At 39.8% G+C, this 23,277-nt stretch carries 18 protein-coding genes and 1 pseudogene; 8 read left to right on the forward strand and 11 right to left on the reverse strand.

Features of this window, described 5'->3' with window-relative positions:
• Positions 1-369: 369 nt before the first annotated feature.
• The 3 genes from CIK86_RS16345 to CIK86_RS16355 form a co-directional block, all read right to left on the reverse strand.
• Positions 370-1,908, reverse strand: coding sequence for an HNH endonuclease (locus CIK86_RS16345; RefSeq protein ID WP_086995455.1), 1,539 nt, complete (start codon positions 1,906-1,908; stop codon positions 370-372).
• On the reverse strand, positions 1,905-2,501 hold the full coding sequence (locus CIK86_RS16350) for a class I SAM-dependent methyltransferase (RefSeq protein ID WP_086995458.1): 597 nt from the start codon (positions 2,499-2,501) through the stop codon (positions 1,905-1,907). The genes CIK86_RS16345 and CIK86_RS16350 overlap by 4 nt, the downstream gene beginning before the upstream one ends.
• Before the next feature lie 864 nt (positions 2,502-3,365).
• Positions 3,366-4,604, reverse strand: a complete 1,239-nt coding sequence (locus CIK86_RS16355) for a UPF0149 family protein (RefSeq protein WP_086995462.1) — start codon at positions 4,602-4,604, stop codon at positions 3,366-3,368.
• Positions 4,605-4,943: 339 nt separating this feature from the next.
• On the opposite strand from CIK86_RS16355, the gene CIK86_RS16360 reads away from it, so the two are divergent.
• A complete protein-coding gene (locus CIK86_RS16360; RefSeq protein ID WP_086995465.1) occupies positions 4,944-6,545 on the forward strand; it encodes an ABC-F family ATPase in 1,602 nt (533 codons plus the stop codon).
• A 1,243-nt stretch (positions 6,546-7,788) separates the two neighbouring features.
• Positions 7,789-8,682, forward strand: a complete 894-nt coding sequence (locus CIK86_RS16365; RefSeq protein ID WP_086995468.1) for a tetratricopeptide repeat protein — start codon at positions 7,789-7,791, stop codon at positions 8,680-8,682.
• Here the strand turns inward: CIK86_RS16365 and CIK86_RS16370 are convergent.
• From CIK86_RS16370 to CIK86_RS16390, 5 genes are all read right to left on the reverse strand, one after another.
• Positions 8,672-8,992 (reverse strand): hypothetical protein, encoded by a 321-nt coding sequence (locus tag CIK86_RS16370; RefSeq protein WP_011329726.1) that lies wholly within the window; start codon positions 8,990-8,992, stop codon positions 8,672-8,674. The two genes, CIK86_RS16365 and CIK86_RS16370, sit on opposite strands and share 11 nt — an antisense overlap.
• Before the next feature lie 27 nt (positions 8,993-9,019).
• Positions 9,020-9,760, reverse strand: coding sequence for a nuclear transport factor 2 family protein (locus CIK86_RS16375; protein ID WP_086995471.1), 741 nt, complete (start codon positions 9,758-9,760; stop codon positions 9,020-9,022).
• 214 nt (positions 9,761-9,974) lie between these two features.
• Positions 9,975-10,718: a ferredoxin--NADP reductase gene (locus CIK86_RS16380; protein WP_086995474.1), complete on the reverse strand. Its 744-nt coding sequence runs from the start codon at positions 10,716-10,718 to the stop codon at positions 9,975-9,977.
• A 513-nt stretch (positions 10,719-11,231) separates the two neighbouring features.
• Entirely contained in the window at positions 11,232-11,933 is a 702-nt protein-coding gene (gene deoD, locus CIK86_RS16385) for a purine-nucleoside phosphorylase (RefSeq protein WP_011329723.1), read from the reverse strand.
• A 13-nt stretch (positions 11,934-11,946) separates the two neighbouring features.
• Positions 11,947-13,164: a phosphopentomutase gene (locus tag CIK86_RS16390; RefSeq protein WP_086995477.1), complete on the reverse strand. Its 1,218-nt coding sequence runs from the start codon at positions 13,162-13,164 to the stop codon at positions 11,947-11,949.
• 191 nt (positions 13,165-13,355) lie between these two features.
• On the opposite strand from CIK86_RS16390, the gene udk reads away from it, so the two are divergent.
• A complete protein-coding gene (gene udk / locus CIK86_RS16395) occupies positions 13,356-13,985 on the forward strand; it encodes a uridine kinase (protein ID WP_011329721.1) in 630 nt (209 codons plus the stop codon).
• Positions 13,986-14,002: 17 nt separating this feature from the next.
• Positions 14,003-15,226 carry a NupC/NupG family nucleoside CNT transporter gene (locus CIK86_RS16400; RefSeq protein ID WP_058374678.1) on the forward strand — a complete coding sequence of 408 codons (1,224 nt, stop codon included), beginning with the start codon at positions 14,003-14,005 and terminating at the stop codon, positions 15,224-15,226.
• A 988-nt stretch (positions 15,227-16,214) separates the two neighbouring features.
• On the opposite strand, the gene CIK86_RS16405 is transcribed toward CIK86_RS16400, so the two are convergent.
• Both CIK86_RS16405 and CIK86_RS16410 read right to left on the reverse strand, forming a co-directional pair.
• On the reverse strand, positions 16,215-16,424 hold the full coding sequence (locus CIK86_RS16405; protein ID WP_002959120.1) for a cold-shock protein: 210 nt from the start codon (positions 16,422-16,424) through the stop codon (positions 16,215-16,217).
• Between the two features lie 249 nt (positions 16,425-16,673).
• Complete coding sequence (locus CIK86_RS16410) at positions 16,674-18,119, reverse strand: sensor domain-containing diguanylate cyclase (protein ID WP_086995515.1); 1,446 nt, start codon at positions 18,117-18,119, stop codon at positions 16,674-16,676.
• Positions 18,120-18,602: 483 nt separating this feature from the next.
• Between CIK86_RS16410 and CIK86_RS16415 the strand changes: the two genes are divergently transcribed.
• The 3 genes and pseudogenes from CIK86_RS16415 to CIK86_RS16425 form a co-directional block, all read left to right on the forward strand.
• Positions 18,603-20,402, forward strand: a complete 1,800-nt coding sequence (locus tag CIK86_RS16415) for a glycoside hydrolase family 3 protein (protein ID WP_086995480.1) — start codon at positions 18,603-18,605, stop codon at positions 20,400-20,402.
• A gap of 11 nt (positions 20,403-20,413) precedes the next feature.
• Positions 20,414-21,142: a 5-oxoprolinase subunit PxpA gene (locus CIK86_RS16420; RefSeq protein ID WP_011329706.1), complete on the forward strand. Its 729-nt coding sequence runs from the start codon at positions 20,414-20,416 to the stop codon at positions 21,140-21,142.
• A gap of 152 nt (positions 21,143-21,294) precedes the next feature.
• Positions 21,295-21,501, forward strand: a pseudogene (locus CIK86_RS16425) (S9 family peptidase); the annotation flags it as partial.
• A 48-nt stretch (positions 21,502-21,549) separates the two neighbouring features.
• On the opposite strand, the gene CIK86_RS16430 reads toward CIK86_RS16425, so the two are convergent.
• Positions 21,550-22,764, reverse strand: coding sequence for an RNA-guided endonuclease TnpB family protein (locus tag CIK86_RS16430; protein ID WP_014610911.1), 1,215 nt, complete (start codon positions 22,762-22,764; stop codon positions 21,550-21,552).
• Between the two features lie 24 nt (positions 22,765-22,788).
• Between CIK86_RS16430 and tnpA the strand changes: the two genes are divergently transcribed.
• A complete protein-coding gene (tnpA, locus tag CIK86_RS16435; protein WP_086995488.1) occupies positions 22,789-23,202 on the forward strand; it encodes an IS200/IS605 family transposase in 414 nt (137 codons plus the stop codon).
• The last annotated feature ends 75 nt before the right edge of the window (positions 23,203-23,277 follow it).

Below are 23,277 nucleotides of genomic sequence, written 5' to 3' on the forward strand. Positions count from 1 at the left end.
TCCATTAAATAACAAACAATTGAAATTAATAAACACCAATCGACCAGCACACTCCAATTCCCCGTGATCACACCCGAAACTGACTTAATGATGAGTAATTTACAGCATGGATGCTGTACAAAGCGTAGCTTGGCCATGGATGGCCTATCTACGCTGGTTACGTTCACATCATTAACGTAAGTTGAAGATACAGTGTGATCCTCGGGTGCGCCGGGGGATTCCAAAGGGCGGTCGGCGGCAGCCGCCCTTTGGTTGCCATCGCCAACGCGATAAAACCTCGAATAGAGGTTATTAAGCCCCTAAAGCTCTCACGCAAAATAGCTATCCAAAAAGCTTCGCTTTTAACGCCAACAAGCTGCGCGGCGACAACTACTCTGCAACCACTTGTTTAAAGCGTGCGAATGTTCGCATGCTTTCATCTGCAATCATTACTTCGTAATCTGGGTTTTGAGCGATTAACTCATATTGCCCATTTGGTAATTTATTAACTTTGCGCAGTAAATACTGCCCATCACCGCTTATATCGTCTCGCTCTATCGCGACTATTTGGCCGCGTAGCGATCCCGCTTTATCGGATGTTATAAGCTCAAGTAGTAGTAAATCTCCATCAAGTATTGGGTGTTTACCGCCATTCATTGAGTTACCCGATGCATGCGCAAAAAAGTGTACTTGTGGGTCGAGCTTTCCTGCGCCAATTGGCGCAGCCATAAATTCCATATCGCTTTCATCCCCTGTTTTAAAATGCCCACAAGCAATTTTTATATTGGGGAAATACGGCAGCTTTAATGCATTATCAGTTGATTTTAAGCTAATAACAGGCTCTGCAACTTGATTTAACTCTGTTTGTTTTGCTTGCGGGAAAGCCACTATATCGGCGGTTGGTTTTGCTTGCTCAAAATGGTCTTTATTTCCAAGCCATAATTTAGCATTGTTGGCTTGTGCCACCTGATACGCCCAATTGCTTACTGCGAGTGACTTATCTGCATCGCAGTGAAAATACGCACTTAGCTCATTACTAATAATTTGGCTGTTAACAACCAAGTTTTGATTTTGCCAGCGCTCGCGATGCTGTTGCGCAGCTAAAAAGTCGCGCTTATTGTTATTACATATGCGGTGCGCAGCCACAAAATTATGGCCAAGATCGTTTGCGTAGCGGGAAAACGGTATAAAGTGATCGACCTCAATATCGTTTTTCATTGGCTTTTGGCAATAAAAACAGCTGTTTGATTGTAGCTCTACCAAAACAGGTTTTGCTTTGGTGAGTGCGTTACGGTCAAAGCCAAATAAAAAGTCGTGCAGTTGGCTTTGCGGGCCAATAAGTGTTTGGTTGTACTTTATACTTTGAATTTTTTGCAGCCACGCATTTTTAGCTAAGTACACCACTAAATCATAAAAGCGCCTAAAGCAACTGGCGATGCCAGCATTTAAGGTAATGAATTTAGTGTTTTTAGTGTGCGGGTATAAAAAGCATTCTTCTTGCTTGGCGAGTATTTGCAAACGCCAAAGCGGACCACTTTTCAATGTTGCCATAGCAGCGTTAAATGTTGGTTTATAAAATGAACTTTGCTTTAGCTGGCGTAAATTACGAATATTGTTTTGTTGGCATTCAAACAATACGCTAATCACTTTTGATTGCGCGCCTGTGTTTTGCAAAAGTAGAGCGCTTTCACCGGTATGTTCTGACGGAAACGGCATTGCATGATGCCAATATAAGGTAATTAATTTATCGGCAAGTGTAGGTAACTCTATTACTAATTCACTTTGATCTGACAATAACGGCTGTTCTACACATACATCGGCAATAGCATGCAGCAAGGCAAACTTATAAGTTGCGCTAAAGTCCCCTTCAACTAACATTCGTTGAATATACGCAATAAAGTCGAGCTGTTGCTGCATTGCTCCAATCATAAAACGTGCACTACTTTAATCAACGCATTTAGCCACACTTCACTTTCGCGCTCTGGGCGCTGATCAACACTTTGCCATTGTTTAATAGCTTTTAACTGCGTATGGCTAAGTAAATGCGTTAAAGCATTTTCGGTTAAATCGGTAAATACACGACCATTATGCACACGCTCTGTATCGCCATATTTAAACGATACATACAAAACACCATTCGGTTTTAATGCATTTTGTAGGTTTAAAAATACCTGTGGTAATTCAGCTTTTGGCACGTGTAATAAACTGGCGCAGCACCAAATAGCATCGTATTTATTAACGCAATCTAGCTGTTGGAAGGTTTTAACGTCGACGGGTTGCTGTAAGTAACTGCTTGCTAATGCGGCAAGCTCTGCACTTGCATCAAACGCGCTAACAGTAAAACCCTGCTTTTTAAAGTAGGCAGCATCGCGGGCGCTGCCACAGCCTGCATCTAAAATATGGCCGTGTTCGGTAACGTGTGGTAAAAATTCAGCATACAGCGCTGACATATCAACATTTAGGGTTGAGTCACTAAAGCTTTGTGCGTTTTGATTGTAGTAACTAAGTGTGGAGTTTGACACGAGACACACCGCTCCTTGGTTTATCTGTTAATAACTAACGTATTATTAAGTTAGTATTCATTTAAAACAATTTACCTGATTGATAAAAATAAATATAGGCTTATTAGTTATATAACCAATAAAAACTACGCCGTTATCATTAATACGCGCCTGCTTTTACAATTATGTAAATTTAGCCTTAACTTTTAAACAATTAAGTACAAGCTTTTGTTATTACTAAATTTAAAAACCCACACAATACGTTTAAATTAATCCGAGTGCATAACCGTACCTACACATTAAAAGCTGCGCTTTTCGCGTCAGCAAGCTCAACGCCTACGAGCCCATAAGCGCGAGGTAAACTCCCGCCAACATTCATAACACCAACCTACCAACACACTCCAATTCCCCGTGATCACACCCGAAAGTAAAAAATTGCTGAGTAATGAGTGGCATGGATGCCACAAAAAGCGATGCTTTTACAGGGAAGTATTTCATCGCGTTTACGTTCATAGCAGTTTTTAACTTGAGGTGCCAGTGTGATCCTCGGGTGCGCCGGTGGATTCCAAAGGGCGGTCGGCGGCAGCCGCTCTTTGGTTGCCATCGCCAACGCGATATAACCTCGAATGAGGTTTTTAAATGCCAAAACCCACACAACACGTTTAAATTAATCCGAGTGCATAATCGTGCCTACACATTAAAAGCTGCGCTTTTCGCTTTTTGCGTCAGCAAGCTCAACGCCTTGTAAGCACAAGCGACATTGATATTGCACGTTTAACAAGCGTAATTTCTACTATTGAATAAAAACTTAAAAAGCGGTTATGCACTTCAAATTGAATCTGCGTTATGTTTAGCGCGATATAAATCACGCTAAACGTTTTTTACCTACTTTTTTCTTAACCAAAAAAGACTCGCCGGAACCGAAATCCATGCCTGCTTACCTAATGAATCAAGGTAAACACCTACCTCTTCTTTGCTGCCTGGGCTGTAATATGGCGGCTGTTCTTTAAGTTTTTCTTGCCCGGTGAGTATTTTTACAAAATGTTTACTCTGTTGTTTAAGCATTTCTTTGTAATCGTTAGCTGGTTTTGAATCGCCATGCTTTACAAAAGCACTTAGCGCTAGGCTTGCTGTTGTGTGTAGTTCTTGAAAATCAAAGTCGGCCAATAGAGCGTCTAACTTCCCCCACTCTTTGTTTATGATTAGGCAGTTCATTAATAAAAAGCGGTTTGCTTGATTATCGTTTGGGTTTAGCTTTAATAGATCTTCGAGTTCTGATTGTGCTTTTTGGGTATAACCATGCAGCGCGTGTATTTTTGCACGATGCGCACGCAGCATCATATAAGGGCGGGTTTCGTGCAAGCCCCAAAAGTGCCCGGCGTTGTCTTTAATATATTGCTTTGTTATGAGCCCTTCCATAACCTCTAAAAGCATCTGTATTGGCTCAAGTGCTGTTAGTTCTGTATCGGCGAGTACCAGTTCAAGTAGTTCATCAAGCTGATCGAATTCATCTGGTTCTTCATCTAAAAAGCTGTTGTTAAATTCAGCCTCATCTTCATCGCTTAAAGTAAGGTCGTTATTAAATCTAAGCTCAAAAATAGCATCAGCCATAAAATAAACATAGTTACGTTTATATTCTTGGGCGTTATATTGGGCAAACTCCCCAAATTCTTTTGCTGCTGCTGTTTCATTAGAAAAAGCTTTTAAAACCCGATTTATATTATCAAAAGCATATTTTTGCTCTTTATCTAGGGTGCGTTTATTTATATGTTTAAGTGCCTGTAAAACCCCTTTACAGTAGTTTGGTAAGGGCATATTTGACTTAAGTGATTCACGGTAGTCTTGCTTAGACAAGCTGCACTTCGCTGGCATTTTTAAGTCATTTTGAATTACTTTGTCCATACTCTGGTTGTAAAGTGTCATTAAGCTTTCTAAGTATTTGAGCTCTGTTTCATTTTGAACATTTATTTCCCCAAATAGATCTGGTTGCCACTTTGTAGGAGTAAGTATTTGTGGTAATGCACCTAACCCGATTAAATAACCTTGAATAAAGTAGTAATCAGGTTTTTTAGTACTTAGTTTACTGAGTTTTATAACGTCATTTCGTATTTTAGCTGGCGACATAACTTGTTCCGTCAATGATGTATTTAATTTTAGTCTACCTATTCATTGAGTTGGCAACAATATTATTTGTTGAGTTATTGAATTCCTAAAACAAAAGCGCGAGGCAAACTCCATCCTACTCTTGTACATTAACCTTGGTTAATTTTTCCCTAAAACTTAAAGCGTGACACCTAAAACCCGCTCTTGCCCTACTGGCTATTTTTTAAGTTTCTTTTACCTTTCATCTTTGGCTTTGGATCTGTATAATTCGCCAGCTAATTTACCCTATTGTCTGGTTCTTGTTTGTGGCGTTTTGCTGCAGCCTATCCCTGTCAGTACTTTTTCTAGGATTACATTTTTTTGATCTCCACCGCAAATATCACGATGCAGTTTGGCGCAGAGCCGTTGTTTGAAAACATTTCAGCTAAATTTGGTAACGGTAACCGTTACGGTTTAATTGGCGCTAACGGCTGCGGCAAGTCGACTTTCATGAAAATTTTAAGCGGGGCACTTGTGCCAAGTGCCGGTAATGTATCTATTACTCCTGGGTTAAAAGTAGGTAACCTAAGCCAAGACCAGTTTGCGTTTGAAGAATTTAGCGTAGTTGACGCTGTAATTATGGGCGACGTGGAGCTTTGGAAAGTAAAGCAAGAGCGCGAACGTATTTACTCTTTGCCAGAAATGAGCGAAGACGATGGCATGAAAGTAGCTGAGCTAGAAAGCGTATTTGCAGAAATGGACGGTTACACGGCAGAAAGCCGCGCTGAAGAAATTTTGCTAGAAGCGGGTATCGATAAAGAATTTCATTATGGCTTAATGGCAAACGTAGCGCCGGGCTGGAAATTACGTGTGCTTTTAGCACAGGCGTTATTTGCAAACCCTGATATTTTGCTACTCGATGAGCCTACCAATAACTTGGATATTCATACAATTACCTGGCTTGCTAACGAGCTTAACAAGCGTAAATGTACCATGATTATTATTTCGCATGACCGTCACTTTTTAAACTCGGTATGTACACACATGGCCGATATTGATTACGGTGAGCTGCGTATTTACCCTGGTAACTACGAGAAGTTTTTAGAAGCTGCAGGCCTACAACGCGAGCAATTACTTGCTGAAAATGCGAAAAAGAGCGCTGAAATTGACGAACTACAAGACTTTGTTAACCGTTTTGGTGCTAACGCATCTAAAGCGAAACAAGCAAGTTCGCGTGCTAAAAAAATGGATAAAATTAAACTTGATGAAGTTAAATCGTCAAGCCGTATGAGCCCTTCGCTAAGCTTTGACGAAGGTAAAAAAATGTATCGCCAAGCGCTTGAAGTTAATAAAATTGGCCATGGCTTTGATGGCGAAATGTTGTTCTCTGGCGGCGACTTATTACTTGAAGCCGGCGCTAAGCTTGCAGTAATTGGCGAAAATGGTGTGGGTAAAACTACCTTTTTACGCTGTTTAGTAGACGAGCTTAAAAGCTTAGAGGGCGAAGTTAAGTGGTCTGAAAATGCTACTTTTGGTTATTGCCCGCAAGACAGCACTAAAGATTTTGATAACGACTTAACCTTGTTTGATTGGATGTCGCAGTGGCGCACCGCTAAGCACAACGATTTAATGGTACGTGGCATGTTAGGCCGTTTGTTGTTTACAGCAGACGATTCAAACAAAAAAGCGCGTAACTGTTCAGGTGGTGAAAAAAACCGTTTGTTATTTGGTAAGTTAATGATGCAAGACGTTAACGTACTCGTAATGGACGAGCCTACAAACCACATGGATATGGAAGCCATTGAAGCACTTAACAATGCGTTAAAAGACTTTCAAGGTACGCTTATTTTTGTAAGCCATGACCGTGAGTTTGTATCGTCACTTGCTACGCGTATTATTGATATTAAAGATAAACAAGTAATCGACTTTCAAGGCTCGTTTGACGAATACCTAGCCAGTTGCGAAGAGAAAAAAATAGCGTAATAACAGGCTTTAAATACTTTATTTAAGTATTAAGTAAAAACGGTGCTAACTTTAGCGCCGTTTTTTTGTGCTTGTTATTTGCGTTTCGAGTTGCGATCTTGGGCTTTGGCCTGTGAGCAATCGCTTTTTAAGTAATTAACTCACAAAGAGGCTATGAGGCGCTGCGCTTTAGAGGGTGAAAAGAGCTGTAAGTTTCGAACTGCGGATAAAATGGAACTGCTCTACTCATTCACTCTCATTGCCTACTCTTTGTGCAATTTTTGTAGGCCGGGCTTTATGCCGCGCATTTAAAATTAAAAAACCTATTCACAAAGAGACTATGAGACGCTGCGCTTTTAGAGGATGAAAAGAGCTGTGGGTGGTATGAAAAATAAATATAGTTCTACTCATTTACTCTCATTGTCTTCTCTTTGTGCAATTTTTGTAGGCGGGGCTTTATGCCGCGCATTTTAAATTTAAAAGCCTATTCACAAAAAGGTATGAGGCGCTGCGCTTTTAGAGGATGAAAAGAGCTGTGGGTGGTGTGAAAAATAAATATAGCTCTACTAATTTACTCTCATTGTCTTCTCTTTGTGCAATTTTTGTAGGCGGGGCTTTATGCCGCGCATTTTAAATTTAAAAGCCTATTCACAAAAAGGTATGAGGCGCTGCGCTTTTAGAGGATGAAAAGAGCTGTGGGTGGTGTGAAAAATAAATATAGCTCTACTAATTTACTCTCATTGTCTTCTCTTTGTGCAATTTTTGTAGGCGGGGCTTTATGCCGCGCATTTTAAATAATAAAAATGATCGCTTTTAAAATAAGCGACGTAATGTAATGTGAAGGGCTTAAAAAGTTGGCTGTCGGGTAACCAAGGTCACTGTGTATATCCCCCTTCGCCATGTGACATAAAGGTGTATTTTGTGATGATTTATACACCTTATTTATTTTTGTAACTTAATTTAAAGTATTGAATTGAGTTAAGTAATTGTTCAGCTTAGTCGCGTTATTATGCAATCTAACTTATTGTTTTTCCCTTTGACATTATGTTGTTTTAAGTAGTTTTTGCCAGCTCACCTTGAGCTGGTTTTTTTTGCCTAATTTTTATCAATAGCGTCTAAAAATGTCTAATTGCTGCAAACTAACGTTAATTACCTAACCGGCGCTATAAAGTGTTTAACGAAACAGCAACCTCCTCTAGTACCCTGAATCTGTGCATGTTAAAGTTGCCTTAGCGATTTATTGATTTTATTTATTAGGCGTACTATGCGTTACTTTTTATTACTATTGTTTATTTGCGTAACTTTTAATTCTACAGCAATCATTGCTGCTGAAGATGACCCTTTTTCGGCTCCCACCGAGCAGCAACAAAACCAAGCTGTTGATGGGCTAGCTGCTCCTATGTATAAACCGCTAATGGAGCGTTATATTCTTGATGAGCTTAGAGCTGTGCGTCAAGATCAGCAAAAACTGCGTGAGGATGTAACTAAACAAGTAACTCATGCCCAGCTAGATACCGCTGACCGTGCAATTACCTATACTACTGATACCATTAACAATGTATTTTTTATTATTACTGCTACCGCATCAATTTTAGTATTAGTTGGTTGGAACTCACTGCGCGATGTTAAAAATAAAGTAGAAGACATAGTAAATACCCGAGTAAGCGTTATTACCGATGAGTATGAAGATCGCTTAAAAATTCTTGAAGAAAAACTGCGCGTTCGCTCTGAAGAAATACTCAGTAACCAAGAACGGATTTCGGTCACTAATGAAGTTCACTCACTGTGGATGCGGGCTAATTTAGAAAGTGATTTTGCTAACAAAATTGAAATTTTTGACGAAATTTTAAAACGTAAACCTGAAGACGTAGAAGCCATTGCTTATAAAGCCGATGCGCTGCTAGAAATTAACGATACAACACAAGCTATTGAGCTATGTAACCAAGCAATAGAGATAGACAGTGATTATGGCTATGCTTATTGGCAACGTGCGTGTGCTTATGCGTTAATTCATGAACATGCCGATGCGTTAGCCGATATAAAAATGGCGTTAGATTACTCACCTAACTTACGCAATGAACTACTGCACGAGAGTGCGTTTGCTAGCCTACACAACAACGAAAGCTTTAACGAAATTTTGAGTGCGACTAGCGTTTAAAGTACAGATCTATTGCTTTACTGAGCAGCTCGTCGAGCTGCTCTTCAAACTCTACTATATTTATTTGAAAGTGATCAAAATACAGCTTGGCCTGAACTTGCGATAAGTTGCGGCTATTTACGCTGTATTGACGTTCACTTTTTTGCTTGTCGTAACGAGGGGTAAATAAAAATTGCGCATAATATGGTGATTTAATATGCTTATTAGCATAGCGACAAAAATCTTCTATGTGGCTTAGCCCTTGTGGGCCTAAACAGCCTGGCTCTACCCGATACTCTAGGCGAATTTTTTTCTCATCGTTTAACTGCATCTTGATACTTACTTACCTAGTTATGAGTTATCGAAAAAATAACACACGAATTATTTTACCATCTTTAACTTGATAGCTTGAAATAAGCTCTGAGCGTTTGTCTATTACGTTTGCATCTACTGAGCAGGTTTCTGATAATTCATGATCAATTACTATGTCGCCATGTACTATGCGTTTAATAGGTGATGAATGAATACATTTTAGCTTTTTAAACATTAAGCCATAACGGGCTATTAGTTTTTCCTTACCTTTAAATAGCAGCTCGTTAGGGAAAATATAAAATTCAACGTCTTCGGCATAAACCCGAATAAACTCTTCAATATTACGGGCGTTATAGGCTTTAACTAATTGTTCAACCACAGCTAATGATTCGCGCGATTGTTTGGCTTTTGTTTGCTGCCTTTGCGTTAAGGCTTCTTTTGCTTGCGTTACCACTTGCTCAGCTTTGGCAATAGCGGCCGCTTTTTCCTCTTTATTTTTAATCTTTTCAACTGGCTTAGGGGTTTCGGTGCCAAGTACTTTTGAGTCGTCTACTTTGTTAGGATCAACAACTGGTTTTGTTAATACTGCCTCTTTATGCTCAAGGGTATTGAGTCTATCTGTAGCTTGTTGTTTTGACTCGTCGGCAGCTTGCTGCTCTTTTTCAATTGCAGGTTTAGCTTGCTCTGTACTGCTTTGCGCCGTTGTGTTGGTTTCTTGCTCTGTTGCGTAAACAAGTGCCGCGGCACCAATAAATATAAAAGCAAAAACGATAGGTAAAGATTTCATAGTTTTCCTAAAATGAGCACGAAATACTGTTAGGGCGCAACATAGCAAATTTTGCAGTTTTGGGGTAGTGATTATCTGTTTAGTACTAGGGCATGTTTGGTATTTAGCATGGTTATTACCCATTTAAAGGAATATCCACACTAAATAGGTACTTATTTACCTAAAAACCAAACACCCGGCTACACGTTTAAACAGGTAAAATAAACACACCTAACTACCAATATTGCTCAACCGTTATGTGGCCGGGGGTTCTGCGCCGATTGCGTTGGTAATTTTGGTTTATGAGTAACTCTGTGGTGTCTTTCACCATTTGCGGATTACCACAGATCATAAACTGTGCGTTTTCGGGCGTTGCATTTAGCCCAACGTGCGAAAATAATTGCTTATTCGCAATCATATCCGTTATTCGGCCATGTAACCCTACATCAGCTTGCTCACGACTCACTACAGGAATGTAATTTAACTGCTTGGGATGAGCTTCAAGTAACGTGTTTATAAGCTCCTGATAGCTTAAATCGTCATTTAAACGCACGCCATGCACTAGGTTTATATGTTGATACTTTTGCCATACTTCGCTCTGTTGTAGCATGGACAAAAACGGCCCCAAAGCGGTGCCTGTACTTAGCATCCATAACTGTTCGCTGGCGGGTATTTCGTCAAGGGTAAAAAAGCCTGTAGCACGGCGCTCTATTAATACATTATCGCCTGGTTGTAGCTTGGCTAAATACGATGAGAGTAAACCGTCAACTACGTTTATTAAATAAAACTCTAAATTGGGGTCATCAGGGGCATTAACGTAGGAGTAAGCCCGTGCAATACGCTTATCGCCATCCATTATAGATAACTTAGTAAACTGCCCCGCTTTAAATGGCTCAACGTCGGCATTTACCGTTATGCTAAATAACGAGTCTGTCCACCAAGTAATTTTTTTTACTGTTGCATCAACCCAATTAGACATAGTTAGCTCCTATATTATCAGCTATAAAGTATTAAGGTTACTGACTTTAAACATGCGTTTTTATAGCTTAAACCTTAACACTAAGTAACAAATACTTATAGCTAAAACACTGTGTAATTGCAGGTAAAACAATCAGGATCAACCAGTCAAAATAAAGAGAGTATATGTAGTTAATGTCTGTGTTTATTTTGCGTTAGATTGGCTTTTTTACTTTTAGATCTGATATTTTTTAAAATATAATATATTTAATGATTCGCACTGCGTGCGCGCGGCAGCAAGCTACTCGCCTACGGTCAATTTTACAATGGGGCTGTTTTAAGCAAATAATTAACTATTAGCTATCTTTAATTCTTCGCCTTTCTCTTTAAGCTAAAACGCACGATATGAAATTGCACCTATAAAAAAAGCCGCATAAATGCGGCTTTGGGGTTTAGTCTCACTTCACTTTGGGCGTGTCTCCAAAATTTAGTGAATACGTTACCAAGGAACTGTTTTACTTAAATAGCCAATTACTTAGATAGACTCTAAAGCAATTTTAACCATTTCGTTAAATGTGCTTTGACGCTCGTCAGCAGGAGTTGCTTCGCCAGTGATCACATGATCACTTACTGTGAATAATGCCATTGCTTTTGCGCCATATTCGGCTGCAACGCCATATAAACCGGCTGTTTCCATATCAACAGCAAGCACACCTAATTTATCTAAATCTTTATAAAAAGTGTCGTCGGCTTGATAAAATGTATCGGTAGTAAATACGTTACCTACTTTTGCTTTAATACCAAGATCTTTTGCAGCATTTACGCCGTTTAAAAGCAGGTCAAAGTCAGCAATTGCTGCAAAATCAGTACCGCGTACACGGGCACGATTTACATTTGAATCGGTACATGCACCTTGTGCAAAAATAACATCGCGTATTTTAACGTCGCTACCAATACCGCCACACGTGCCAATACGAATCAGGTTTTTAACCCCAAAAGTAACAATTAGCTCACGCGCATACAAAGACATTGATGGAATGCCCATGCCCGATCCCATAATGCTTACAGGCTTACCTTTGTAAGTGCCTGTAAAGCCAAGCATGTTACGTACACTGGTTACTTGTTTTGCGTCATCTAAAAAGTTTTCAGCAATATATTTTGCACGTAGCGGATCGCCTGGCATTAATACTGTTTCGGCGAAATCACCTACGTTTGCATTGATATGCGGAGTACTCATTAATCTTTCCTTTTTATTTAGATGTAGTTAGCTTATCTATAAAGCCATCACCGTATTCAAGCGCAGGTAAGTTAAACCATTGTGCTAAGGTTTGACCTATGTCTGCAAAACTATTGCGCTCACCAAGTGGGGTGTCGCTCATACCCGGTTGGTAAGCAATTACTGGTACGTATTCACGGGTGTGCTCAGAACCTGGAAAGGTTGGATCGCAGCCATGATCGGCAGTAATAATTAGTAAATCATCGGCTTTAAGTGCGTTTAATATAGTTGGCAAATAATCGTCAAACTCTTTTAACGCTTTTGCATACCCAACAGGATTACGACGATGACCAAACATTTCGTCAAAGTCGACCAAGTTAGTAAATATTAAGCTGTGATCGGGCGCACTTTGCATTAATTCGTTGGTTTTTTTCAGCAAGTTTATTAACCCTGGTGCTTTATGCTTTTGGGTAATACCTTGATGCGCGTATATGTCTGAAATTTTGCCAATACTTATTACTTCGCCACCGTCTTTTGCTAGTACGTCTAGCAATGTAGGGGCTGGCGGTAATACCGAGTAGTCACGGCGATTGCTGGTACGGGCAAAATCTTGATTATTTGAACCCAAAAATGGCCGCGCAATCACTCGTCCTATATTCATTTCATCAAGTAGCGACCGTGCAGTTTCGCAAACCTGATAAAGCTTTTCTAGGCCGAATGACTCTTCATGCGCGGCTATTTGAAACACGCTGTCAGCTGAGGTGTAACAGATAGGTTTACCTGTTTTAACGTGCTCTTCACCTAGCTGCTCTAAAATAGTGGTTCCTGATGCATGGCAGTTACCTAATATGCCTGGGATACCGGTACGAGCAATAAGCTCGTCAATAAATTCTTGTGGGAAGCTTGGCTGAGTTTTAGGAAAATAACCCCAATCAAATAAAACGGGTACTCCCGCCATTTCCCAATGGCCTGATGGCGTATCTTTACCGCTCGAAAGCTCTTTAGCGTATCCCCATGCACCTTGCGATGCTGAACGGTTTGACACTAAACAAGGCTCTTTACCGGCCGCTTCGCAGGCATCAATTAACCCTAACTTTGATAAGTTTGGTAGCGATAATGCTGTGCCTGTTTCGTCATAATATGCTTTTAGCAGATGTGCTAAAGTATTTGCGCCAATATCACCAAATTTATCTGCATCTGGTGCTGCACCAATACCTAAACTGTCTGCCATTAGGATAATTGCTCTTGCCATTGTGACCTCCCGTTATTCAATATGGTTACTTTATCTGCTCTTCGATTTTTACGCACAGGACATAAGTCCTGTTTCATATAACCTAAACATTATAAATTTACGTCCTTAAGCGAAGCAAAAGAGATTAATCGTGTCTTTTTTGCTATTGTGATCTACCAACAATATATCTTCCTGTGTGGGTGAGAACTTTAGTGACACGAACTATTATAGCCATTGCTGGCGCATCAGCGTCGGGTAAATCTCTTTTTAGCCAAACAATTTACAATGAATTGGTTAATGAACTTGAACCAGGCGCTATCGCCATTATCGAAGAAGATGCTTATTATAAGGATCAGTCGCATTTACCGTTTGCACATCGTACGCAAACTAACTACGACCATCCTGATGCATTTGAATATAAGTTAATGCATGAGCATTTAACACAACTTCGTAACGGCCACGCTGTAGAAGTACCTATTTATGATTACGCACAACATACTCGCAGCGAAACAACGCGGTATGTAACTGCAGCTAAAATATTAATCGTAGAAGGCATTTTACTACTTAGCGATAAAGCGCTTAATAAAGAATTTGATATTAAGGTGTTTATAGACACTCCCTTAGACATTTGCTTAATGCGTAGAATGCAACGCGATATGGAGCAAAGGGGCAGAACATTACAATCTGTTGTTGAACAATACCAAGCAACTGTTAGACCGATGTTTTATCAATTTATAGAACCGTCAAAGCATAATGCAGATCTAGTTGTCACTCGAGGCGGCATGAATCGCGTTGCGATTGATATAATAAAAAGTAAAATCAAACATATTCTTCAAGAATAGTAACGGGAAACATTTGTATGACAACTTTTATGAGCGTAGTTGGCATGTTTGTGCTGCTAGCTATTGCATTTGCGGCGTCAACTAATCGCAAAGCTATAAAGCTTAGAACGGTAGGTATCGCATTTGCGATGCAAGTAATTATTGGTGGTTTTGTATTATTTTTTGATGCAGGTAAAAATGCATTAGCAAGTGTATCTTCCGCTGTTTCATCGGTTATTGGTTTTGCTAACGACGGTATAAGCTTTTTGTTTGGACCTTTAGCATCGCAAGATACATTAGGATTTATTTTTGCTATTCAAGTACTGCCGGTAATTGTATTTTTCTCTGCGTTAGTGGCCGTGTTATATCATTTAGGCATTATGGCGTGGGTTATTAAGATTTTAGGTGGCGGCTTGCAAAAGCTGTTAAAAACCTCACGTACTGAATCACTATCGGCCACTGCTAATATTTTTGTTGGTCAAACAGAAGCACCGTTAATTGTTAAACCCTTTATTGCCACTATGACCAAATCGGAATTATTTGCCGTAATGGTAGGTGGTTTGGCAACGGTAGCAGGCTCTGTTATGGCCGGTTACGTAATTATTGGTATTGACCTTAAGTATTTAATAGCAGCTAGCTTTATGGCGGCTCCTGGCGGCTTTTTAATGGCCAAAATGATTGTGCCAGAAACCGAAACGCCTAAAGACAATTTAGCTGACTTAGATTTAGATGATGAAAAGCCCGTTAACGTTATTGATGCAGCCGCATCGGGTGCTGCAAGTGGTATGCACTTGGCACTAAACGTAGGTGCAATGCTACTTGCTTTTGTAGCATTAATTGCATTGTTAAACGGTTTATTAGGCGGTATTGGCGGCTGGTTTGACTACCCGACATTAACGCTGCAAGAAATTTTAGGTTATGTATTTGCGCCTGTTGCATGGTTACTTGGTGTGCCATGGAATGAAGCAATACTAGCCGGTAGCTTTATTGGTCAAAAGTTAGTAGTGAATGAATTTGTTGCTTACTTAGACTTTATAAATTATCGCGATACGTTAAGTGCGCACACTCAAGCAATTGTTACTTTTGCACTGTGTGGCTTTGCTAACTTATCATCGATAGCCATTTTACTAGGTGGATTAGGCGGTATGGCGCCTAGTCGGCGAAAGGATATCGCTCGCTTAGGGCTCAGAGCAGTGTTAGCAGGATCTATGGCTAACCTTATGAGCGCCGCAATTGCTGGATTTTTCCTCTCGCTAGCTTAGAAACTTAATGAGATGAACCACTGTTGCAAAACAATAGGATAGTGCTTTAAGGGGTTAAAGCTCTATCTGACTTGAACGATACTTCATCAAGGGCCGCAAGGCCCTTTTATCGTTTTGGGCTTATAAATTGGCTTATAATGAGCTTAAAGGCTAATCTTTGAATCATATAATAAAATAAAGAACCACCTGCCAACCACCGCCTTTAAACACTAAAATGGTATTCACCAGCAACCAGAGATCAACATCAGATAACAGTCCCCTGTCATAAGCGTAATATAAAGCAGTAAAAAGCGTGCGAGATAAACTCCCGTCTACTTCCATAACCATTAACTTGGGTGGGATTATAACTACTCGCTAATAATTAAGAAGTTGATAGTTGACTGGCAGACAGCTCAAGCCTGAGTGCTATCCCTTTTCGTATTTACAGCCAAAGCTAAACATTGAATTTGCTTAGTTACTTTATTGAGCTTGCATCAAACGCCTAAAACCTGAAATATAAAACCTGTTTTGCCTCATGCTGGCATTTCATCTATAGGGTTTAAATCACTACTTTGTGATCTCATCACCTTTACGAATACGTTTTTCGTACTACGAGCGTGCGGCAGGTAACAAGCTACTCGCCCAGGGTAAGTTTATACCCAGCACCAAAAGTACAGTAAAAAGCGCGAGGTAAACTCCCGCCTGCTTTTGCAGCCATTAATTTGGCTGGGGTTCTAACTGCTCGCTGATAGTTGATTGATTAATTGATAGTTGATTGATAGCTCAAGCCTGAGCGCTGCCTTTTGCATTTACGCCTAAAGCTATACACATTGAGCATGGCACCTGTATTTTATATAAAATTGCATTCAAAAAATCGGCACAGAGTTTGGTTAGTTAAGTTTAATGCGTTGAAATACAATACTGAGGGGGGAGTTACCGAGGAATATCAAATTTTAGGCACAAAAAAAGCGCCTTAAGCGCTTTTTTTCATTTTACTTAAAAAGTAAAATTATACAGCTGTGATGTTATCAGCTTGTGGACCTTTTTGACCTTGTGAAAGAGTGAACTCTACACGTTGGCCTTCAGCTAAAGTTTTGAAACCTTCGCTTTTGATTGCTGAGAAATGTGCGAAAACGTCTGGGCCGTTTTCTTGCTCGATGAAACCAAAACCTTTAGACTCGTTAAACCACTTAACTGTACCTGATACGATGTTTGACATTGTAATATCCTGATATAAAAATAAAAATATGCTCATATGAGCGGGTATAGCAAAAAATGAGATGGTACTTTAAAAACTTCAGGACGGTACTACAAGTATTACTTATACAACATCGAAATGGAGATTTATAGATTACATACTTTCTTTCTAGCTGCGGCCCACTATATAGAAGTTTTAATTTGTGTCAAGCTTATTATTCAAATAATTTAAAATATTAAACCTTGTTTAAATTAGTTAAGGGTCTTTCAGTTACTCTATTAAATTAGCAATAACGCTACGGTTACGACCATGCTCTTTTGCATAGTAAAGTGCGTTATCGGCTTTTTTAAATACTTGCTCAATATTAGTGCCGTGCTCTGGGTAACTAGCAATACCTATTGATATGGTTATGTAACCAACTGTATCTATATGTGACGACTCAACTGCAAGGCGCAGCCTTTCTGCTATTTTAAATGCACCTTCACTGTTTTGATTAGGTATTACAAGCACAAATTCTTCGCCGCCAATGCGCGCAACAATATCATCTTTGCGAGCAACACTTTGAATAAGCTTGGTTAATGCTTTGAGTGCTTCATCGCCTTTGTCGTGCCCATATGTATCATTTACGCGTTTAAAAAAGTCGATGTCTATTTCTAAAATGGTAAATAACGTTTGTTCGTGGATTAGTTTATCAAGCCATACTTTTAAACTTCTGCGATTATGAATCCCCGTTAGAGGATCTGTTTGTGCATCGTGGCGTAACTGCCCTATTTGCAGTTGTAAAACACTTTCACCTTTTAACATTGCTGTTTTTAATTGCTGACTTTCAAAATACCATGACTTAACTTTTTTCAACTCACTTTCATGATTCAATTCATCAGTTCTATTTGCAATATCAGCTAGTCGCTTAAGTGGCTTAGAAATAAAATGCGCAAACAAGCCGATTAAAATAAAAATAATAATAACGATAGGCAATGTACGTTTTATCACTGCAATTATTAATGTGTCTAACGAGCTTAACGTTACTTTTATAGGGCGTTGCGCAATAATCCCCCAGTTGGCCAGTTTTACTGGGGCGTAACCTGCAAGCATATGAATATTTTGGCTGTTATTTATATGAGCGATGCCATCATTACCCATAAGCACCTGATTAATAACTTTATTATTAGCTAAAAAAGTACCTATGCGTGCAGAGTCAGGATGATAAAGAATACGCTTTTTAGTATCAACCACATAAATATGTGTTCCTCCCTCAAAATAATGATGCTCCAACAGGTCATTTAATATACTGCGCTCTTTTAAATATAATGACCCACCTATATACCCTAAATAGTCACCTTTACTAGAAAAGAGCGGATGTGAAATAAACACAATTAAATTACCTGATTTAGACATATAAGAGTCGCTGATCAACGGGCGACGCTCTTTAAATGCCTGTGTTGCGCCTGGTGACGATAAGGGTTGGTCAATAATCAGTGGTAGCTCGGGGGAGGTTGCGCTAATGATGCCGTATTTGTTTATAATAACGGAGTTAAAGCTGTTTGTTTGTCGATTTAAGCGCGTGACCTCTGCTTGTAATAGCGTGTTGTCATCTATGTTTTGTTCTATTTTTTTAGCTGAATAAGCCAGTTGTTGCATGGCTGACTCTAAAAAGTTATTCGTTGCCGATGCTAATTTATTAGCATAAGCAAAGTTGCTTTTTAGTGTATTACTCATTAGCTGTTCTTTTTGCACTTGATAAGTAGAATAAAGACTACTCACCAAGGTACTTAATGCAGCTAAGAGTACTAACAAAAAAATAAGAAACCGAAGGTTTAAAGCCGATAGCAATTTATTGAGCAAGCGATTATCGTCCACAGTACAAAGCTAATCAGCTTGCACTTATAATTCATACATAAAGCTAGAAATAATACTTTCTTTATGCTTTAAAATCCACATTTGTTATAAAATTGTTACATTTAAATTGTGTTATTAAAACTTTTAGATTGCGAATTTTCGCCTAAATAAAGTGCTTTATGTAAGCGCCTATTCAGCTTTAAAAATCAATAAGACTTAAACGTACCGCTATTGCGTATCTGCTTTGCAGTTGCACTAAAAAATAGATAAGCTGCATGCACTTATCTATTTTATTTAGCTTTGGAGTGTGTTTTGCTAAATAAGTATGCTGTATCGTCTATTGCTTTTTTAATCGGGTGTTTAATGCCATTACAATCTTCTATAGCTCAACCTGCGCTTACGCTTGAACAACAACTTGGCCAAAAGCTATTACTCGACTTTCGCTATTTTTGTCACCAAGGTGCAAGCAAACAGTGCCGAACGCCAATGACTCAATTACCCAATGAACTGGCAAACGCCATTAGTAAATACAATATTGGCGGGGTGATTTTATTTTCTGAAAACACCCAATCTATTGAACAAATAATTACCCTTAACCAACAATTACAACATGCTGCAAGTAAATCGAGTTCGGCATTACCTTTGTTTATTTCGGTTGATCAAGAGGGCGGCCGTGTTGCACGCCTACCGCGCGATGTAGCAACCTCGTTTACCGGTAATATGTCGATTGGTGCTACTTTTGAAAAACACGACAGTTATTTTGCCGCGCAAACCGCTAAAGTAATGGCCACCGAGCTAAGTGCTTTGGGTATTAACGTTAATTATGCGCCTTCAATCGACGTAAATATGAACCCAGATAACCCCGTTATTAATGTACGTTCGTTTGGCGAGGATCCTAAGCGCGTTGCAACTTTAGGTGCAGCTCAAGTTGCTGGGTTTGAAAATAACGGCATTATTAGTTCACTTAAACATTTTCCGGGCCACGGCGACACTAACGTAGATAGCCATACGGGCTTACCTAGGGTAAACCATGCAAAAGAGGTTATTTACCAACAAGATCTAGCCCCTTTTAAACAGATTATTGCCACGCAAAGCCCTGGCATGATCATGACCGCACATATTCAGTACCCTGCGCTTGATAGCAGTACCTTTACCAGTGTTGATGGTAAAAGCATGATTAAACCCGCAACTATGTCGCGTAAAATAATTACTGATATTTTACGCCATGAGCTTAATTATAATGGCGTAGTAGTAACCGATGCACTTGATATGGCAGGTATTAGTCACTTTTTTAATCCTACTCAAGCGGTTATAAACACCTTTGCTGCAGGGGTCGATATTGCCTTAATGCCAATAGAAATTCGCAGCATAGATGACTTAACCAAACTTGATCAGCTCATTAAAGATTTAGTTGCTGCAGTTAAGTCTAAGCAACTTAATCAACAAGAAATAACTGAGTCGGCGCAGCGTATTACAACGCTTAAAAGTAAGTTTAAACTTAACACCAGTTTTAACGCCATTAATGCGCTAGTTAACGCCAAGCACGTTATTGGGAGTAAAGCGCATCGCGATATTGAAGCACAATTAGCGGTAGAGGCTATTACACAAGTTAAAAACACTCACAATACACTGCCACTTACACTTAAAGCCGGGCAACATGTTCATATTATAATGCCCGACACCCGCAAATGCATGGCACTACAACAAGCCCTGCAAAGCATTAGTAAACATACGCTTAACTATACTTGTAGTAGCTTGCAAGGCTTTGATCCGCAACAAGCGCACACAGACATTAATAAAGCCGATGTTGTTATAGCGGGCAATGCAACGCCAAATCAAAGTGCGGTAGAAATTGGCGGTATGGATGATTTAAAAAACGATCCTCAATTTGCACTTAGCAACGCACAGCAGCCAAAAGCACTTGAGTCGTTATTAAAAGTGGCCAAAAAGCAAAATAAAAATATGGTATTTATTAGCCTAAGAGCGCCTTACGACATTGCTGAGTTTAGCGATTATGCGCATGCTGTACTTGCATCGTATGCCTATAATATTGATCACGATAAAAACGATATTGTAACAGGCCCCGCATTTACCGCTTTAGCACACGTACTGTTAGGCAAATTGCCAGCTTATGGCACTTTGCCTGTAACAATAAAAAAGTAAGGAGAACTTAAATGCTATTAAATTGCGATTTAGGTGAAAGCTTTGGTGCTTGGAAAATGGGCTTAGATGAAGAGGTTATGCCGCACATTAATATGGCTAACATTGCTTGTGGTTTTCATGCGGGTGATGCCGATGTAATGGCAAATACGCTCAAGCTGGCAAAACAGCATAAGGTACAAATTGGCGCTCATCCTAGCTACCCAGATCAACAAGGTTTTGGCAGACGATCTATGGCGCTAAGTGCAAGCGAGCTTACAAATTGTCTGCACTATCAAATTGCTGCGCTAGAAGGTATGGCCAAAGTACAAGGCTTAAGCCTTAGTTATGTTAAGCCCCATGGCGCACTTTATAACGATATGATGCTTAACGAGCAGCTTTTAACTAGCGTAATGAGCGCGGTAGCACACTACCCTAGCCCATTAAAATTAATGATTTTAGCAACGGCTGATGCTAAAAAGCATCAAAAAATGGCCGACACTTTAGGGGTAAAATTAATATTAGAAGCCTTTGCCGACAGACAATACACCGACGAAGGGCTTTTAGTGTCAAGGCAGTTAGCAGGTAGTGTGCATAACGAGCAAGCTTTAATTGAGCAAGTAAAGCAACTGTTAGCTGATGGCAGCGTAACTACGCGTTCAGGTAAAAAGTTAATTTTAGATGCCGATAGTTTATGCGTTCACGGCGATAACCCTGCCGGTATTGCACTCATTCAACAAATAAAGTTATTGTGTAAACGTTAAATCATTATTTAATATGTTCAGTTGTAAACCCCCTTTACAGCTGAACCGTTTTACAGATTCAGTCTACCCACGCAATTACTTCATCACCCTAGCTATTATTTTTAAACTCTCTAACATATAACCATTATTATTAACAACCACAGGGATTTGAAATGAAAACATTTTTTGCGCTTAGTCTATTAATAAGCACAGGTAATCTTGCCTTTGCCAATAGCAGTACCCTACAGTTAGAAGATGTATTTACGCTTGAATACGCCAACCAGCTAGACATTACCAAAGACGGTAAAACAGTTTATTTTGTACGTAACAGAATGGATATAAAAACCGACCGTAAAATAGGTAATATTTGGACAATGAACAACTCCCACTAAACGCTGCGCGTTTTGAAGGAGTTTCAAAAAGAAAGCCTAAGCTACCTTTTTAGGCTGGTTCCCAGCCTGAATACCTAACGCCCAGTTTAAGTTAACTTGCGCACTGGCTACATCGCGGGGCTTCTCACAACCACATTCGCATGAGTGCCAGCGGTCTGCTAAGGATTTCTTCTTCTTAGCTCCGCAGTCTGGGCAGGTTTGACTTGGCTTAACTTGCTTTGTTGGTACTTCAACAAATTCGCTACTAGCTTCTTCCGCTTTGTATCGCAGTAAATTAAGAGTCATGGCTGGCGCGGTGTTCAGAATTTCCCGATTCAGACCAGCCTTTTGTTTCACCATTTTTCCGTTTTTCTCGACAGTACCTTTGGCACTGCGAGTCATGTTCTTAACGGTGAGTTTTTCGGTGGCGATCAATGCCGCCACTTCAACTAATTTTGCAGTTTCTTTATGAGTAAAATCGAGTCTTTGACGGGCGATTTTCTGGTGGAGTTTGGCTATTTGATGCTTTAATTTTCGCTGGGTGCGAGTGCCTTTTTTCGCTAACGCGAGGTCACGTTGTAAAGAGGTTAATCGCTCTTTGCTGTTTCTGAGGTAACGGGGGTTTTCGACTTGCTCAAAATTACCATCCTGATCGATAGTCGAAAAGTAATGAGAAACACCCCAATCCAAGCCAACAGCTTTAGTGCCACAGTTTCTCTCAATGGTGTCATACTCCATTGAAACTGAAATGAACCACTCACCATTCTTTCGGATGATTTCGGCAGTTTTCGGCTTGCCTCCTGTGTTTCTAGCTTTACCTCGGATCTTAACGATACCAACATCAGCCAAATAAACAGCACCATGCTTTTTTTCTTTCAGGTTGAGCTTCCAACCATCACCATGAGCCTTGTAGCCCCAACCTTTAAAGCGTTGAAATGGTTTAAAACGTGGGAATCCAGCTTTCTTATCACCTTTTTTGAGCCGTCTAAAAAAACCGTCAAAAGCCAGTGCAACACGTTTTAATGTGACTTGCTCACTCTGAGCATTAGCATTGAAAATGCCATGCGCTTTACGGTTATTACGCCACAGAGTGTTGATTTTGCACTGTTCGTGAAAGTTAAGACTGTAATTAGAATCACGATATGTTTCGATGCGATCACGTAAAGCCCAGTTGTACAACTGGTGATGGTGGACAAACAAATCCATCAGCGATTCTTCTTGAGAAACTGATGGTTTCATTTTATATGTAACTTTACGGATTGCTTTTTTCATAACAACTAATTATATTTAGTTGTTATGAAAAAACAAGCCCTAAAAACGCTGTATCACAGCGTTTATAATATTCACTATCATTTAGTTCTTGTAACTAAATATCGTCGTCGCTGTATCACGCCAGAGGTTGCCGCGTACTTAGAATCTCAGTACAAAAGGTTGTTAAAATCTTGGGATTGTGAGCTTTTGGAGTGCAATGGTGAGCCAGATCACCTTCACCTTTTAATTTCTGCTAATCCCAAGATGCAACCAAGTAAAATGGTGAACAGTTTAAAAACTGCTACATCAAGACTTGTGCGAAAGGAGTTTTCCGAACACTTGGGTGAGTTTTACTGGAAGCCAGTTTTTTACAGCAGAAGTTATTGTCTGGTTAGTTGCGGAGGTGCACCACTTGAAATCGTGAAGCAATATTTAGCTCAGCAGGAAGGATTTGATTAAAGCCACCACTTCGTGGTGGTGCGCCTTTCACCACCACCTAAATTAACTCGCTTTGGCTCATTAGATTTAGATGGA

The sequence above is a fragment of the Pseudoalteromonas sp. JB197 genome, from assembly GCF_002332205.1.
GTDB classification, from domain to species: domain Bacteria; phylum Pseudomonadota; class Gammaproteobacteria; order Enterobacterales; family Alteromonadaceae; genus Pseudoalteromonas; species Pseudoalteromonas nigrifaciens.